Source organism: Cutibacterium equinum (genome assembly GCF_028021195.1).
GTDB lineage: Bacteria > Actinomycetota > Actinomycetes > Propionibacteriales > Propionibacteriaceae > Cutibacterium > Cutibacterium equinum.
Map to the genome: position 1 here is coordinate 624,217 of NZ_CP115668.1, position 16,186 is coordinate 640,402.

Annotated in this window: 9 protein-coding genes and 1 pseudogene; 6 read left to right on the forward strand and 4 right to left on the reverse strand. The window is 63.5% G+C overall.

Translation table 11 applies throughout. The annotated features are described in order from the left end of the window. Complete coding sequence (locus O6R08_RS02840; protein WP_271418651.1) at positions 1-2,103, forward strand: ABC transporter permease family protein; 2,103 nt, start codon at positions 1-3, stop codon at positions 2,101-2,103. Between the two features lie 255 nt (positions 2,104-2,358). Next, positions 2,359-3,729 (forward strand): alpha-L-fucosidase, encoded by a 1,371-nt coding sequence (locus O6R08_RS02845; protein ID WP_271418652.1) that lies wholly within the window; start codon positions 2,359-2,361, stop codon positions 3,727-3,729. A gap of 573 nt (positions 3,730-4,302) precedes the next feature. On the opposite strand, the pseudogene O6R08_RS02850 reads toward O6R08_RS02845, so the two are convergent. The 4 genes and pseudogenes from O6R08_RS02850 to O6R08_RS02865 form a co-directional block, all read right to left on the reverse strand. Then, positions 4,303-5,553: pseudogene (locus O6R08_RS02850) on the reverse strand (esterase-like activity of phytase family protein); the annotation flags it as partial. 128 nt (positions 5,554-5,681) lie between these two features. After that, positions 5,682-6,536 (reverse strand): metal ABC transporter permease, encoded by an 855-nt coding sequence (locus tag O6R08_RS02855; RefSeq protein ID WP_271418653.1) that lies wholly within the window; start codon positions 6,534-6,536, stop codon positions 5,682-5,684. Between the two features lies 1 nt (position 6,537). Further along, the gene (locus O6R08_RS02860; RefSeq protein WP_271418654.1) at positions 6,538-7,389 is read right to left on the reverse strand and encodes a metal ABC transporter ATP-binding protein; all 852 of its coding nucleotides are present in this window, start codon (positions 7,387-7,389) and stop codon (positions 6,538-6,540) included. A gap of 5 nt (positions 7,390-7,394) precedes the next feature. Further along, complete coding sequence (locus O6R08_RS02865; RefSeq protein WP_271418655.1) at positions 7,395-8,327, reverse strand: metal ABC transporter solute-binding protein, Zn/Mn family; 933 nt, start codon at positions 8,325-8,327, stop codon at positions 7,395-7,397. Positions 8,328-8,535: 208 nt separating this feature from the next. Between O6R08_RS02865 and O6R08_RS02870 the strand changes: the two genes are divergently transcribed. The 4 genes from O6R08_RS02870 (at position 8,536) to O6R08_RS02885 (ending at position 16,172) form a co-directional block, all read left to right on the forward strand. Further along, complete coding sequence (locus tag O6R08_RS02870; RefSeq protein ID WP_271418656.1) at positions 8,536-11,994, forward strand: bifunctional proline dehydrogenase/L-glutamate gamma-semialdehyde dehydrogenase; 3,459 nt, start codon at positions 8,536-8,538, stop codon at positions 11,992-11,994. Between the two features lie 189 nt (positions 11,995-12,183). Next, complete coding sequence (locus tag O6R08_RS02875; protein WP_271418657.1) at positions 12,184-13,071, forward strand: hypothetical protein; 888 nt, start codon at positions 12,184-12,186, stop codon at positions 13,069-13,071. Between the two features lie 131 nt (positions 13,072-13,202). Beyond that, positions 13,203-14,747, forward strand: coding sequence for a Re/Si-specific NAD(P)(+) transhydrogenase subunit alpha (locus tag O6R08_RS02880; RefSeq protein ID WP_271418658.1), 1,545 nt, complete (start codon positions 13,203-13,205; stop codon positions 14,745-14,747). 3 nt (positions 14,748-14,750) lie between these two features. Continuing rightward, positions 14,751-16,172, forward strand: a complete 1,422-nt coding sequence (locus O6R08_RS02885) for an NAD(P)(+) transhydrogenase (Re/Si-specific) subunit beta (protein WP_271418659.1) — start codon at positions 14,751-14,753, stop codon at positions 16,170-16,172. Positions 16,173-16,186 lie beyond the last annotated feature (14 nt).

Consider the following 16,186-nt stretch of genomic DNA (forward strand, 5'->3'; position numbering starts at 1 on the left):
ATGGTTGTGGGCGTGGCCCTGGCAACACTGGGGCTGGCGGTGGGTATCACCATGCCCCGCGTCACCGTCCAGCAGCAGGAAGTACGTGATGCCCGGACCCCCATCCTTGCTCCGGGCAAGCTGGAAAGCGGGCATACCGGCCTCAAGGTGCAGGAATTACAGGTCGACGGCACACCCTGGACGAGTTTCGTGGTGAACCACCCTGCTGGTTTGCTGCCTCCTGGACTGAAGCACTGGCCTCAACCGGGTCATACCATCGTTTCCCCGCGTCTGAAGTCGCTGATGGACGCCGGGGTCGTGAAAGTTTCCAGCTTGGGCACGGTCGATCCGGTGGTGATGGATCGGGCCGCCTTGGCCTCACCCGACGAGTTGTTCTCGGTTACGACCACCCCCGATCAGGCTGGTTGCCGCGAGCTGAAGGGCTTCGGCGTGACCGGGACAGATGATTCTGGGGTGTTGTCACCTACTGCGTGGATCGAGATGATCGGACTGGTTGGGCTGCCGGCAGCCATGTTGTTGTGGACGTCGCTGAGTCTGTCGGCTGCCTCGCGGCGTGACCGATTCACGACGCTGGTGCGCATGGGATGCGACCCCGACTGGTGTGGCCGGGTCTTCGCCGCCGAAGTTTCCGGGACCGCTGGCTTGGGGGCTCTGCTCGGGTTGGCGCTGTTCATTCCTGTTCAAAAAGCCCTCGGAGCCAGCGGGGTGCTCGGGCTAACCTGGTGGCCCTGGCAGGCGAGGCTGAGATGGCAGGCGTGGCTGGTCATCGTCGTCATCATGATGATCATGAGCGGTCGGTTGGCCCGGCGTACCCTGCGAAGGTTGCTGGCTTCACGCCGCCCCCCGCACCGCAGCGCCCGGCTTGAGACAGTGCGTCATCTTCTCGGGATCGTTGGTCTTCTCCTCGTCGTGGCTGCGATCGGTCTGGAAGGCTGGATGTGTCTGACGATGGCGTTTGCTCATGACGGCCAGCGCCTGGGGGACCAAGGCGCTGGATACATCATGGGTGGGGCGGTGCTTGGAACTCTCGGCGCCGTCATGTCAGCCCACCTCATCGTCGTATGGTGCGCCGGTCGCGAGCATCTGAGACTGCCCACTCGTCTCGGGTTGGCCCTGGCCAGAGCCTACTACCGGGGTTCTGTTGCGATGGTGGTCGCGTTGGCGATCATGGTCGGCCTGGCCGGGGTTGGATCGGGGTTCCTCATTTCTGGTACCCACTCCACCGAGGGGGATCCCCGTCATGTCCTCGTCCAGGTTCCCTTCGCCGATCGGACCGCCACCGAACAGCAAGCCCTCCTGCGCATCACCCGGCCACGACGCATGATCTACATGACGACCGATGACCGTGCCCTCGTCGCCGCATCCTGCGCCGATTTGGCCGCTTTCGATCCCGACCCGCAACCCTGTCCAAGGATGCCGGCTACGAGGCGAGACGCGCCATCGACATGGACCTTTGGTTACGACAAACACACGACGGCCCGGACCATCAAGCCCGTCAGCTACCTGCCCGTCACCTACGGTGATGACGCCCTCCTTGCTCGCACCGACCCGAGACTGGCAGGCCTCACTCCCGACTACGTGGAGTTCACCGCAGACTCCACAACTGGCGATCTTGATCGGTTAGTGGATCAACTCCACGCCACCGCGCCGTCCTATGAGGTCCAGGCCGGGGCTGAGAACTCCGACACCCGGCGGGCGTTTATCCAACAACATGGAATCGTGCGTAGCGGCCTGGCGACCGGATTCCTGCTGATCCTGGTGGCGTGCACTGTCGCGTTTGTCGAACTGCGATGGCGAATGCGACGCACCATTGCTGCTCAACAAGCCGTGGGTACCCCCGCCCATGTCCTGCGAAGGTCCTTCCTGGTGCAGATGATCGTCACGATCCTGCCGGCCCAGTCGATGTCACTGGTAGTTGGAGTTCTGGCTGGTTGGGCGATCAATGCCGCGATCGGATCAACCGACGCGAATCAGTCCTTCGACCTCTCCATCGCGGCGCTACCCGTCACGATGTGGGCAGTCAGTGTGCTCGCCATCGTGGTCACTGCTGTTGCGGCCGGCGCTCCCCGTTTTCGGCTGTCAGCTCTGAGGGATACCACGTAGACAACGGAGTGATAGCCATCCGGCTGGTGCGACACCACGGTCCTCGCTCGGAACCGCCGACCGAATCGTGCTCGCTGACGTCATCGCCGTCAGAATTTCCATATTCTTGGTGTTCGCCGCGTCCCAGCGCCACGTCACCGGTGGTACTGAGGAAGGCGAATCGAAGGTCTGAACCATGCCACTGCCACCCATCCACATAACGTACCTGTGACACTGAGCTGCTACGCCGTTTCCGTTAACACAAGGAAGTGAACCATGACCGACAATGTCGATCTCGATCCTGCAGAGCTGGAGGCAGCCGGGGCACTGGGAGGGTCTGAGGACCCCGGATACCAGTGGCCGACTGACCCCCTGGTCGTCAAGAACCTCAAACACTGGCAGGACCTCACCTTCGGGGTCATCATCCACTGGGGTATCTACTCCGCCATTGGTCAGGGAGGGTCGTGGTCCCTGCATCGTGACGACCTCGGCTGGTTCACCGACAAATCGCCTCAATTTCCAGGCGACCCGAGCGACGACGCCGGTTATCAGGACTGGTACTACGACCAGGCTAGAACCTTCCGAGGAGAGGACTTCGACGCATCCCAATGGGCCCAAGCCTGCGCTGACGCCGGGATGACGTACTGCATTTTCACGACGAAGCACCACGACGGGTTCTGCATGTACGACTCGGGTTACACCAACCTCAAGGCGACGTCAGAATCGTCGGGTCTACGTCGCGACATCCTCCGCGAGGTCGTCGACGCCTTCCGAGACGCAGGACTGGAAACCGGCGCATATTTCTCCAAGGCCGATTGGTCCCATCCCTGCTACTGGGACCGTTCCCAGCCGATCCATGATCGTTTCCACAATTTCGACATTGAGGCTCAACCACAGCGCTGGCAGCGGTTCGTCGATTTCACCATGGACCAGATCACCGAAATTCTCTCCAACTACGGCCCGATGAATGTGCTGTGGCTCGACGCAGGTTGGGTTCGCGCTCCCGAAGAACCCATCGGTATTGACGACATTGCCGCCCGGGCACGCGAGGTCCAGCCCGGAATCATCGTCGTCGACCGGGCGGTCCACGGACCCCACGAGAACTATCGGACCCCGGAGCAAGAGATTCCTGCAGATGTCATCGACCATCCGTGGGAAGCCTGCATGACGCTGACCAGGGAATGGTGCGCCATGTCGCCCGATGACCCCGCCAAGCCGACGAGTGTGATCATCGCGAACCTCATCAAGATCGTCTCGCGAGGCGGGAACTATCTACTCGGCATCGGCCCTGACGCCACCGGCCACATGCCCGACTCGGTGCGTCGCGGACTCCAGGAGATCGGACAGTGGATGGACGTCTGTGGCGAGGGCATCATGGCTGCTCGTCCTGCTGCCCCCGAGATCACTGCTCAGGGTGACACCCTCGAGTGGTATCTCACGACGGAGGACTCCCATCTGTTTGCATGGGGTGTCGCCAATGCGGATGTCGTCGCCGCAGATCGTCTCATCGTTGATGGCCAATACCGCCAGGCTCGTGTGCTCGGTGGGCCAGTCTTGGACACCCAGATCAGTGACGGACGCACTGTCATCGACGTTCCCGCGTCCCCCACCCACTACGCAGTCGGAGTGGAGCTCATCGCAGACTGAGTGGTGCGCATCCCATCCATGTGCGGCGGGTGGGGACAGCCTTTGAGTACAGACGAACAAGCGCCCGGACGAACCGTCCGGGCGCTTGAGGTGTGGCGATCAGACGCCAGTGTGCGGCAGAGCGTGACCGCGGCCGTCAGCCGGGGCTGAGGCACTAGGAGCGGCGGTCGTCGGAGCTGAGGTGGCCGGGGCTGTCGAGGCCGGCGTGGTCACCGTGACCTGGGAAACCACGGACTGGGCCAAGGACAGGGTCACCTCGTGGTCGCCAGCAGCCAGGGCCGGCAGATCGAGGGATCCCGAACCCTTGGCGTCGGTCGTCATGGTGTCGACCTCGGTGCCGTCGACAGCCACGACGTAACCGGTGTCAGGCTCGAGGTTCTTGCCGGTCGCGACATTGCCGGCAACGGTGAACTCAGCCTTGCGGTATGCCGGTCCGCGCAGGTCCTGCGGCAGGGAGTTCATGTGCACCTTCATGGACTCGCCCACGTCCTGACGGGACTCGTCAGTGCCGAAGTTCTTCGAGACGAGCTGGAAGGGGTTCTTGGATCCCTTGACGATGCCGATGATGCCGAAGTCGGAGTCGTTCGACAGCGTGACAGTGGCCCCGCCGTGGGTCACCGCAACTCCCTCCACCTTGTCATGGGGGAAGGTGTTGCCGGACGGGTCAGAAGTCCACACCAGCTTGGTGACGTCGAGGTACAGCTCACCAACAGCCGGCTTGACACCGTGGGAAGTGAGAATCTCGGTGGCCTTCTGCTCGTCGTTCTTGGCCGACTTGTCAGCCGAGACGAGACCCTCAAGGGACTTGCCCTCGATGAGCAGACCACCCTTGTCGGCGTCGTAGGTCGCCCCCGGGATGGACTTCACGTCGTTGATGTTGGTGGCCTGGGACAGGTCGATCTTGTACAGACGCTTGAAGGTGTCCTTACCCGGGGCGCCGTCACGCTCGTCGACGAGCAGGGTGTGGTTACCCAGAGCCGTGATCTCGGAGACCGACGTTTTGGCCTCGCTCAGGTGCATCTGGTACAGGTACTGGCCAGTGATCTTCCCGCTCTTGACGTCGATGGTGACGATGCGGACGAAGGGGACCTTCTTGGAGCTGCCAGACAGGTCCGGGGTCTGCAGTGCTGACTGCATGGTTCCGACCAGGGTCTTGCCGTCCGGGGTCAGGGTCAGACCCTCCATGCCGCGGTTCGGGGTACGGAAGGCCAGCTCGCCCGGAAGGGTGCCGTCGAAGGGCTTGAGACGGGAGATCTCATGGCCTTCGGCGTCGAAATGGACGACATAGGGGCCGTACTCATCGGAGACCCAGAAGGTGCCGTCATCGGCCACGACCAGACCCTCGGAGTCGATGCCAGCCGCCGAGGGGGCAATTTCCTGGCCATTGATGTCAACGATCGTCTCGCCAGTGGATGCCTCCGGATTGACCGCACCGTTCATCGGGGTGCCGTCCTTGGCCACCAAGCCGATGCGCTTCACGAGGTCCATGTGGCCGTTGACCAGACGGAACTTGGCGATCGAGGGCTGGAACTTGACCGGCTCGATCTTCTCGTTGTCGGCATCAGAGTCAGTGTTGGGGCCGCGGTCGGTCAGACCGTAGTAGATGTCGTCAGGATCTCCGTTGCGATGGGCGAAGGCCGACCCGAATCCGCTGTCGGTGATCTTGACGCCATTCGGCTCTTCGGCCAACACCGGGGCATCCCCGGTGAACACCTCGATGGCGTCGGTGGTCGGTTCGGCGGAAGCAACTCCCGTGGCCAGCGGGCAGATGAGGGCAGCGGCGCAGGCGGTGGCCGCAAGGCCTCGGGTCAGGTGGCGATGCATGATTCGTCCTCTCTACGACGTACCGTGCCAGTCCATCGCGCTCATGTGACATGACGGTGACGTCAACATGACAGCGCGACGTCGTGCCGACAACAGTCCTCGGCACGACGTCGCGCGGCAGTCACAGCTCAGGCGACCCGATGGCTCCAACCGTGGTGCCGACGAATCGCGCCCACGATGAGGCACACCACGTAGATGAGAAAGCTCACCGTCGTCACGTAGGGGCTGATCGGCAGGCCAGGCCCCAACGACAGGAGGATGCCACCCACCGCGGAGACCGTCGCGAAGATGATCGACAGCAGGCACAGTGCCAGCGGATGTGCCGTCACCTTGGCGGCTGCGGCACTGGGAGTGATGAGCAGGCTCAGCACCAGGAGGGCACCGACCAGCTGTATCGCCATGGCGGTCGTCAGACCCAGTAACAGCATGAAGACGATCGACAGGAACCGCATGGGCACTCCCCGAGCACGGGCCGCCTCAGGATCCACCGACGCGAAGAACAACGGTCTCCATATGATCCCCAGAATCACGGCGACGAGGACTGCCACTCCGACCAAGGTGCTCAGTTCAGTGGTGTCGACGGCGACGATCTGTCCGGTCAACAGGCCGAATTTGTTGGACGATCTGCCCTTGTAGAGGCTCAGGAAGAGCACACCAATGCCCATGCCGAAGGGCAGCATGATGCCGATGGAGGCGTTGCGCTCGGCAGCTTTGACGCCCAGCAGCCCCAAGATGAGGGCAGCCACCAACGAGCCGACCACCGCCCCCTTCGTGACCGATGCCCCGAAGAACAGGGCGACTGCGGCACCTGCGAAGGACAGCTCGGAGGTGCCGTGAACAGCGAAGGCCAGGTCGCGGGCATGGATCATCGGTCCGATGAGACCTGCCAGAACACCCAGGATGATTCCGGCCATGAGCGAACCGTGGACCAAGGGAACGAGCTGGCTGAAGCTGTCGAAGTTGATGATGGTGGAGACATCCATGTCAGAGTGACTCCTTGCCCTCGGTGAGCTTCGGGCCGTGCGGATGCGACGGTCCTTCGTCGTCGGCCAACACGATGATCCGGTCGTCATGACGGAACACCTCGACAGGGGAGTCGTAGAGGTCGGTGAGGACCTCGGACCGAAGTACCTCGTCAGGCGTGCCGACGCGAACCTTGCCGCCAGCGACGTACACCACGCGATCGACGTAAGGCAGGACCGGGTTGATCTCGTGGGTGACGAAGAGCACGCCGAGATTTCTGGTCCGACGAGCGTTGTCGATGAGAGTGGTGACCTCCTGCTGGTGGCGCAGGTCAAGGCTGGACAGCGGCTCATCGCACAGCAGCAGCTCGGGATCGGTGACGAGGGCCTGGGCGATGCGCAGGCGCTGTTGCTCACCACCGGATGTCATCGTCAGCGGGACGTCCGCGAAGGCGGTGGCACCCACCGAGGCGATGGCATCGTCAATGCGACGGCGTCGAGAGCGGCTGAACCAGCCGAATCCCCACTTGTGGCCGTCGATCCCCATGCCCACCAGATCGCGGCCGCGAATCGGGGCCGTCGTCTCCAATGAGCGTTGCTGTGGGATGTAACCGATGTGAGTCGAGCCACGACGCACCGGAGCCCCGGCCACCATCGCGGAACCGGCCGTCAGCGGAGTCTGTCCGAGCAGGACCCTCAGCAGGGTGGTCTTGCCCGCCCCGTTGGGGCCCAGAACGGCGATGAACTCGCCGGGCTCGACGACGAGATCCAGCCCTGACCACAGCACCCGGTCCCCGAAGGCAACCTCGGCGCCGGTGAGTCTGGCGGGCTCGATCCTCGTCGTCTCGGAGTTGTCACAGCGATGCGATGACACGAGTGTCAGGCTAAGCCGTTGTCAATGTCGGTGATGGCCTTGGCGATGAAGTCCTGGTAGGTGTCGACACCTTTGGGGAAGGTCTCCCACACGCCGACCTGCTGGATTCCCGCCCCCTTGGCGGCCTTCTGCAACTCCTTGGTGACGTCGTCGCTGGTCTGGCCGTTGACCAGGAGGATGGACGCCTTCTTGTCAGCAATGAGCGTGGTGGTCTCGTGGACGACCTTGGTCGACGGGCCAGCCTCGGTCTCGGACTGCTCGACGAACTCCTCAGGGGTGATGTTCTTGATCTTCATGTCCTCGAGCAGGTAGCCAACCACCGGCTCGGTGGCAATGGCGGTGCTGTTCGGGTGCTTTTCGCCGACCGTGGCAGCTTGGGCCTTGAGGTCATCCAGCTTGGATTCAAAGTCCTTGAGGTTCGACTCGAAGGTGGCCTTGTTGTCTGGGGAGGCCTTGACCAGATCGGACTCGACGACCTTGGCAACCTTGCGGGCGCTGTCGATCGAGAAGAAGACGTGCTCGTTGAACTCCTCCTGGCCGGGCTTCTTGAGGCCAGAGGTCTCGACGGCGTCAATGAGGGTGGCCTTGGAACCGGTGCTCTTGACGAGTTTGGGAGCCCAGTCGTCGTAGCCGCCACCGTTGGCAATGGCGATCTTGGCCTTGGAGAAGGCGAGCTTGTCCTTGGCAGTGGCCTCGTAGTCGTGGGGGTCTTGGTCGGGGCTGTCAATGACGGAGTGGACGTTCACCTTGTCCCCGCCGATCGCTTGGGCGACCGAACCCCAGACGTTGGTCGAGGCGACGATGTCCACCTTGTCCGTCGCAGCGGCGGTGGAGGAAGTACTTGAGGTGGAGGAGCCGGAATCAGAGTTGCCGGAACAACCAGCCATACCCAAAGCGCAGGCACTGACGGTTGCGATGGCCAGAAGACGACGATACATGTGGTGTTCCCCTTTTCGATGCGCAAGTGAGAATCATTATCGGCCGAATATGAGGGGCAGACAACGTAGGGTGACCATACAACTGGCCAGGACACGCCGTCAGTAACGCATCACACCCCGCTCGCTCATTCACTGCCGCCATGGCCATCGCGACGAGGCCGTCGACGAACTGCGTGTTGGCGTCCTGGCTGACGGCTACAGTCGTGCCATGAGCATCGACGCTGATTCGTGGGTATCCCCATCCCCACGCCCTGCTGACCTGGTTGACGAGGCTGTCGAGCAGGTTCACGCCTGGCTGCGAGACACCAATGGAGCGTCCAAGCGGCGCACAGATCGAGCACAGATTGCTGCGGGTCTGCTTTCCGACGTGCTGTCCCACCCGGCAGGTCTGCCCTTCACCCTGGCATTCATCGACCGGGTCGTGCGTCCCGAGGACGCCCGCACGGCTGCGGCGAATCTGGCGGAGCTGTCCAAAACGGATTACTCCTTCCTGCCGACGGCACTGCAGATGGCGGTGCGGGTCGGTGGCCGGATGGCTCCGGTCGCTCCCGACGTCGTCGTCCCGGCAGCACGCAATGCCCTGCGCCAGATGGTCGGACACCTCGTCGTCGATGCTCGGCCTGGGCCGTTGACTCGCACCCTCAAGTCACTGCGCAGCTCGGGGGTGAGACTCAACCTCAACCTGCTGGGCGAGGCTGTGCTGGGAGATCGCGAGGCCGAATCCCGCCTTGAGGGGACGATGGCCCTGTTGGCCCGTGACGACGTCGACTACGTCTCGATCAAGATCTCAGCCGTGGTCAACCAGCTCGATCTGTGGGCCCATGAGGCGACGGTCGACGAGGTCGTCGAGCAGTTGTTGCCGCTGTACCACCTGGCCGCGAACTCCCCGAAGCCGAAGTTCATCAACCTGGACATGGAGGAGTACCACGATCTTGATCTGACGATCGGGGTCTTCCAGAAGCTTCTCGACCGCCCCGAACTGCACAATCTGGAGGCCGGCATCGTCCTGCAGGCCTATCTACCCGACTCCTTGGCCGCCTTGCAGGGCCTCGTCGAGTGGGCTGACCGCCGCACCTCATCTGGAGGGGCTGGTATCAAGGTGCGCCTGGTCAAGGGGGCCAACCTCGCCATGGAGCGGGTGGACGCCGAGATCCACGGCTGGCAGCAGACGCCGTGGCCCTCGAAGCTCGCCACCGACACCAACTACAAGCGGATCCTCGACTGGGCCCTGACCCCGGAACGCACCCGCTCCGTGCGCTACGGCGTCGCCGGGCACAACCTCTTCGACATCGCCCTGGCCAAGCTGCTCTCACAGCGCCGTGGGGTCGGTGACCGGGTCGAGTTCGAGATGCTGCTCGGCATGGCCCCCGACCAGGTGGAGCGCATCGGAGCCGACGTCGGTGGGCTGCTGCTGTACACCCCGGTCGTCGACCCGGCCCATTTCGACGTCGCCATCAGCTACTTGGTGCGTCGCCTGGAGGAGAACGCTGCCAGTGAGAACTTCATGTCGGCGATCTTCCAGCTCGGCCACGACTCCGACCTCTTCGCTCGTGAGGAGGCGAGGTTCCGTACCGCCGTGGCCGGGATCACTCGTGATGTGCCTGAGCCTCGTCGCCGACAAGAGCCGGACCGGGTGCCTGACCTTTCCCACGGGTTCGTCCAGTCGACCGACTCCGATCCCTCCCTGCCCAATATCCGCGCGTGGGCCGGGACGGTTGCCGAGGAAATGCAGGATTGCCAATTGGGGGCGACCACCCTGGCCGTCAACCACATCGACACCATCGGTGAGGTTGATGCCGTCATCGCCACAGCCCTTGGTGCCCAGAAGGGATGGGCGGGACGAGGCGGTCACGAGCGTGCCGAGATACTGCGTAGGGTGGCCGATGCCTTCGCCTCTCGTCGTGGTGATCTGCTGGCGGTGGCCGGTGCCGAAACCGGCAAGATCGTGGCCGAGGGTGACGTCGAGGTCTCCGAGGCCATCGACTTCGCCGCCTGGTACGCCGACCGGGCAGAGGAGCTTGAGACGGTCGATGGGGCCGAGTTCGTGCCGCCGCGGGTGACCGTCGTCACCCCGCCGTGGAACTTCGCCCTGTCGATCACCGCCGGCTCCACCCTGTCGGCCCTGGCCGCCGGATCGTCGGTACTGCTCAAGCCGGCCCCGCAGGCTCGCCACTGTGCCGCCGTCATCGCGGAGTGCTTGTGGGAAGCGGGAATCCCGCGCGATGTCCTGCACCTGGTCGACGTCGAGGAGAACGAGGTTGGCAAGCGCCTGGTGAGTCACCCCGAGGTTGATCGAGTCATCCTCACTGGGGCTTGGGACACCGCCAAACTCTTCCGCTCCTGGCGTCATGACTTGCCGGTACTGGCCGAGACCAGTGGCAAGAACTCCATCATCGTCACCGAGAACGCTGACTACGATCTGGCTGCCGCCGACATCATTAAGTCGGCCTTCGGCAACGCCGGACAGAAGTGCTCGGCAGCCTCCCTCATCATTCTCGTGGGTCAGGCCTACCATTCTGAGAGGTTGCGCAACCAGATCCTTGACGCAGCCTCCTCCATCCGTGTCGGGTCACCGGCGGACCTGCGTTCCCAGATGGGCCCGCTGGCCGAACCTGCCAAGGGCAAGCTCCTCGACGGTCTGACGAAGCTTGATCCGGGCCAGGTATGGGCCCTCAAACCGGAGCGCATCGACGAGGAGGGACGGTACTGGTCTCCTGGGGTGCGCGGTGGTATCAAACCTGGTGATCCCTACCACCTCACCGAGTACTTCGGTCCGGTCACCGGAATCATGTACGCCCCCGATCTGGCTACTGCCATTGAGTATCAGAACGGCACCGCTTTCGGGCTGACAGCCGGTCTGCATTCCCTGGACCCATCCGAGATCGAGTTCTGGGCCGAGCGGGTCAAGGCCGGAAACCTTTATGTCAACCGCGGTATCACGGGCGCCATCGTCGGTCGTCAGCCCTTCGGTGGCTGGAAGCGTTCGGCGGTGGGTCCAGGCGCCAAGGCAGGCGGCTACCACTATCTGCAGGTGCTGGGATCCTGGCGTCGCGCCGACGTGACAACCCCAACTCCAGCCGATCGTCCGTGTGCCCTGGTGGAACAGTTCGTCGGGCATGTTGAAGGAATCATCAGCCGCGATGAGCGCACCTGGCTGCTCGACGCCGTCTCCCGCGACGCCCACGAGTGGGACGAGTGGTTCGGACGCTCCACCGACATCGGTGGGTTGGAACGCGAGCGCAACGTGCTGCGTTATCGTCCGGCTACCACCCAGGTGCGCGGGTGCGCCGATGCCAAGACCGTTGACGTTGCCCGCGTCATCTCGGCCGGCCTCCTGGCCGCTGGCCACGAGATGTCGGTGAGTCTGGACTCTGGTCTCGACGAAGGTCTGGGTCGGGCCTTGCGCTCGGTGGGGGTTGCCGTCACCACTGCCAGCGACGAGGACTGGTACGCCAGCCTGGGTGCTGGCCGGGTCCGGCTCGTCGGTGGCGATCCGTCACGGGCCGCCGATGAGGCCGACGGTGACCCCGATCTGGCCATATGGGCCAACGAAGTCACCAGCGCACCGCAGATCGAGTTGTTGCCCTTCCTACGGGAGCAGTCGGTATCGGTGACGGCCCACCGATTCGGCAACCCGGACACCGGAGCCCTCTCGGTGAAGCTGTGAGGTGATTCGGCTCAGCGCCGTCGGTCGGCCCGCTCGTCCATCGCTCGGATGATGACATGCAGGATCTGTACAGTAACGAGGAGTGGGCAGGATTCCCGTTGACTGTTTGCCTGGCGGGACGTCGCTGTGAACGTATCCGTCGTGTCCCCACGTTTGGTAAGTGTTGACAACCAGGAAAGAAGTTGAACGATGACTGATAACACGCCGCCACAACAGCCACGTGAGGGTGACCAGTTTCCCCCACAGGGTCACGGTTTCCCGCAAGGACAGGGGTTCCCGCAAGGACAGGGGTTCCCGCAGGGACAAGGCTTCCCACAGGGGCAGAATCCTCACCAGGGAGTTGATCCTCAGGCCGGGAATTACGCTCCGTACGGCGCATCTGCGGCTCAGGGGGCTTACCCTCAGCCCAATCGCACGCCACAGCAGTCTTTCCCGCAAGCTCCGGCCCTCGGCAACTCCATTTCGGGGGTTATTCGCGGTGCACTGGGCAACGTCCGCCGGCTCGCTGTCGTCGCGGGCTTGGTACTGAGCTTTCTCTCGATGTTGATGCCATGGGTTGGCCTCAAGGACGGCGGTGACAAACTGACTCTGAATGGCCTGAGCATTATGGGCATAAGTGCACATGACTATGACGGGGGCCAAGGCCTGACGGGAGGCTGGACCGCACGGCTGTGGCTGACGGTCCTGGTCATGCTGGCCTTCCTCATCATGGCTGTTGTTGCCGCTGTTGCCGATGGTCTGGTTTCTCGCAATTATGAGATCACCCTCACTGCGCTGGCCGGGGCACTTCTGCTACTCATGATCTGGGGAGTGATCAACGCGACGAACCAGAAGGGCACGTTCTCCAACGGCAGCTCTCAGTTCGGCGCGTGGCTCTTCCTCGTCTTCGTGTTGCTGACCGTGGCTGCACAGGTCTTGCAGCTCCTGGTCACCTTGAAGCGTTTCAGTGGTCCCAAGCCGAACGCATTTGGTCCAGGCCAGCCTCCCGTACAGGGCCAGTGGGGTCCTACCCCCGGGCAGCAGCCCTCGAACTGGCAGCCTGCTCCCGGCCAGGCTGGCCCGCGTCAGGGAAGCTGAGTTCACGGTGACGACTGAACGGGGCACTGTCGCACGACAGTGCCCCGTTCGCTCATCCATCTGAATTGGATGTGGAGAAACGTGCAACCCCAATGTCGTGGACGAGGACGTTTGGCCGTAAAGTCACCATCATGATCATCGGAATCCCACGGGAGTCACTCCCGGGTGAGAATCGGGTCGCCGCGACTCCGACGACTGTTCCCGCCCTACGCAAACTCGGCTACGAGGTGGTCGTCGAGTCCGGAGCTGGTGGACACGCCGCTCTGCCTGACCACGCGTACGAAGAGGCCGGGGCTCAGATCGTCGGACCGGGGGAGGCGTGGAAGGCTGACCTCGTGCTGGCCGTCAACGAACCCACCGACGACCAGATCGCCCTCATGCACTCCGGTACTGTCCTCATCACCTTCCTTCACCCGCGTCAAGACCTCGCCCTCACCGAGAAGCTGGCCGCCGCCGGCATCACCGGTCTGAGCATGGACATGGTCCCGCGTATCTCGCGAGCCCAGTCCATGGACGCCTTGTCCTCGATGGCCAACATCTCGGGTTACCGGGCCGTCGTGGAGGCCGCCTTCGCGTACGGACGCACCTTCGGCGGCCAGGTCACGGCTGCTGGCAAGGTTCCGCCGGCCAAGGTGTTCGTCATCGGCACCGGTGTTGCCGGCCTGGCCGCCCTGGGCGCCGCCAACTCGATGGGCGCCGAGGTCTACGCCACCGACGTGCGTCCCGAGACCGCCGAGCAGGTGCAGTCGATGGGTGCCACCTTCCTGCACGTGCGCACCGGCGACGCAGATCAGGGCGTCAGCTCCGATGGCTACGCCAAGGAGACCACCGACGATTACAACGCCCGCGCCGCCGAGCTCTACATGGAGCAGGCCGGCAAGGACGACGTCATCATCACCACGGCCGCCATCCCCGGCAAGCCGTCCCCCAAGCTCATCACCGCCGAGATGGTCGCTGCCATGAAGCCCGGCAGCGTCATCGTCGACCTCGCCGCCCTGGGCGGGGGCAACTGCGAGCTCACCCACCCCGGTGAGTCGTATGTCACGGACAATGGCGTGACGATCATCGGCTACACCGACCTGCCGTCCCGCCTGCCGGGCCAGGCCAGCCAGCTCTACGGCACCAACCTCGTCAACTTGTTGAAGCTGGCCACCCCCGAGAAGAACGGTGAGCTCGTCCTCAACTTCGATGACGAGGTCATCCGCACCATGACGGTGTGCCATGCCGGCCAGGTGGCCTTCCCCCCGCCACCAGTCCAGGTTGCGGCTGCCCCGAAGCCGGTTGCCCAGGCCGAGACTGCGGCCCCGGCGGTCCCGGAGAAGGCGCCGCGTCCGTGGCCCGTGACCTTCGGCATCGTCGCTGTGCTGTCGATCGCACTCATCGCCTTGTTGACCTTCTCCCCGCTGGAATTCGTTGCCCTCTTCGGCACCTTCGCGATCGCCGTGGTCGTGGGCTACTACGTCGTGTGGAATGTCACCCACGCCCTCCACACCCCGCTCATGAGCGTCACGAACGCCATCAGCGGCATCATCATCGTCGGCGCCATCACCCAGCTCGGCAGCGAATCGTGGGGTATCCGAATCGTCGCCGCATTGACTGTGCTCATCGCCAGTATCAACATCTTCGGCGGTTTCACGGTCACTCAGCGCATGCTCAAGATGTTCAGGAAGGCCTGATCCATGACATCAACACTTCTCATCGCACCGATGGCCGGGTCGTTGGTGAATTTCGTCAACGCCTCCTTCATCGTCTCGGGCCTGCTGTTCATCTTCGCTCTCGCTGGTCTGTCGAAGTTCGAGACCTCCAAGAAGGGCAATGCGTACGGCATTCTTGGTATGGTCATCGCGATCATCGCGACGATCGTCGCTCTGGTGAAGCTGCCGGGATACTCCCCGGTCTCCATGGTCCTGCTCTTCCTCCCGATGCTCATTGGTGGCGCTTTCGGTGTGTGGAAGGCCCTCAAGGTCGAGATGACCGGAATGCCTGAGCTCATCGCTCAGTTGCACTCCTTCGTTGGTCTGGCCGCCGTCCTCATCGGTTTCAACGCTTTCGCCGAAGAAGGCACTGTAGCCAGCACCTTCCAGCTCTCCGAGATCTGGATCGGCATCTTCATCGGTGCCCTCACCTTCACCGGGTCCCTGGTGGCCTGGGGCAAGCTGTCGGGCAAGATTCCCTCCAAGCCGCTGACCCTGCCGGGCCGCAACTGGATCAACCTCGGCCTGCTGGTCGTCATCATCGGCTGCGGTATCTGGTTCTCCAACGTCTCCGGCGGTATCGCATGGCTGCCGCTGGTCCTGCTGACGCTGGCCTCCCTGTTCCTCGGCTTCCACCTCGTCGCCGCCATCGGTGGCGCGGACATGCCGGTCGTCATCTCGATGCTGAACAGCTACTCCGGTTGGGCGGCCGCCTTCTCCGGATTCAGCCTTCAGATCCCGGTGCTCATCGTCACCGGTGCCCTGGTCGGCTTCTCCGGCGCCATCCTGTCCTACATCATGTGCAAGGCCATGAACCGTTCCTTCGTGTCGGTCATCCTCGGCGGCTTCGGCGATGCCCCGGCCGCTGCGGGTGACGGCCCCTCCGGCGAGATCACCGAGATCAAGGCCGGCGATCTGGCCTCCCAGCTGTCGGACGCATCCTCGGTCATTATCGCTCCCGGTTACGGCATGGCCGTGGCTCAGGCCCAGTACCCGGTGGCCGAGCTGGCCAAGAAGCTGCGCGACAAGGGTGTGGACGTCAAGTTCGCGATCCACCCGGTCGCCGGTCGTCTACCCGGCCACATGAACGTGCTGCTCGCCGAGGCCCACGTGCCTTACGACATCGTCATGGAGATGGACGAGATCAACGACGACTTCGCTGACGCCGACATCGTCCTGGTCATTGGAGCCAACGACACCGTCAACCCGGCCGCCATGGAACCCGGTACCCCGATCTCGGGCATGCCGGTTCTGCGTGTGTGGGAGGGCCACGAGGTCGTCGTCTTCAAGCGATCCATGAAGCCCGGTTACGCCGGTGTCGAGAATCCGCTGTTCTTCGCCGACAACACCCGGATGCTCTTCGGTGACGCTAAGGCCAGCGTCGACGCCCTGGTCGCAGCCCTCTGAGGCACGCTGACAAT

Excerpts from the sequence above, each read along its gene's own strand:
- O6R08_RS02840 (WP_271418651.1), top strand. The coding sequence starts at position 1 with ATGGTTGTGGGCGTGGCCCTGGCAACACTGGGGCTGGCGGTGGGTATC.
- O6R08_RS02845 (WP_271418652.1), top strand. The coding sequence starts at position 2,359 with ATGACCGACAATGTCGATCTCGATCCTGCAGAGCTGGAGGCAGCCGGG.
- O6R08_RS02855 (WP_271418653.1), bottom strand. The coding sequence starts at position 6,536 with ATGGATGTCTCCACCATCATCAACTTCGACAGCTTCAGCCAGCTCGTT.
- O6R08_RS02865 (WP_271418655.1), bottom strand. The coding sequence starts at position 8,327 with ATGTATCGTCGTCTTCTGGCCATCGCAACCGTCAGTGCCTGCGCTTTG.
- O6R08_RS02870 (WP_271418656.1), top strand. The coding sequence starts at position 8,536 with ATGAGCATCGACGCTGATTCGTGGGTATCCCCATCCCCACGCCCTGCT.
- O6R08_RS02875 (WP_271418657.1), top strand. The coding sequence starts at position 12,184 with ATGACTGATAACACGCCGCCACAACAGCCACGTGAGGGTGACCAGTTT.
- O6R08_RS02880 (WP_271418658.1), top strand. The coding sequence starts at position 13,203 with ATGATCATCGGAATCCCACGGGAGTCACTCCCGGGTGAGAATCGGGTC.
- O6R08_RS02885 (WP_271418659.1), top strand. The coding sequence starts at position 14,751 with ATGACATCAACACTTCTCATCGCACCGATGGCCGGGTCGTTGGTGAAT.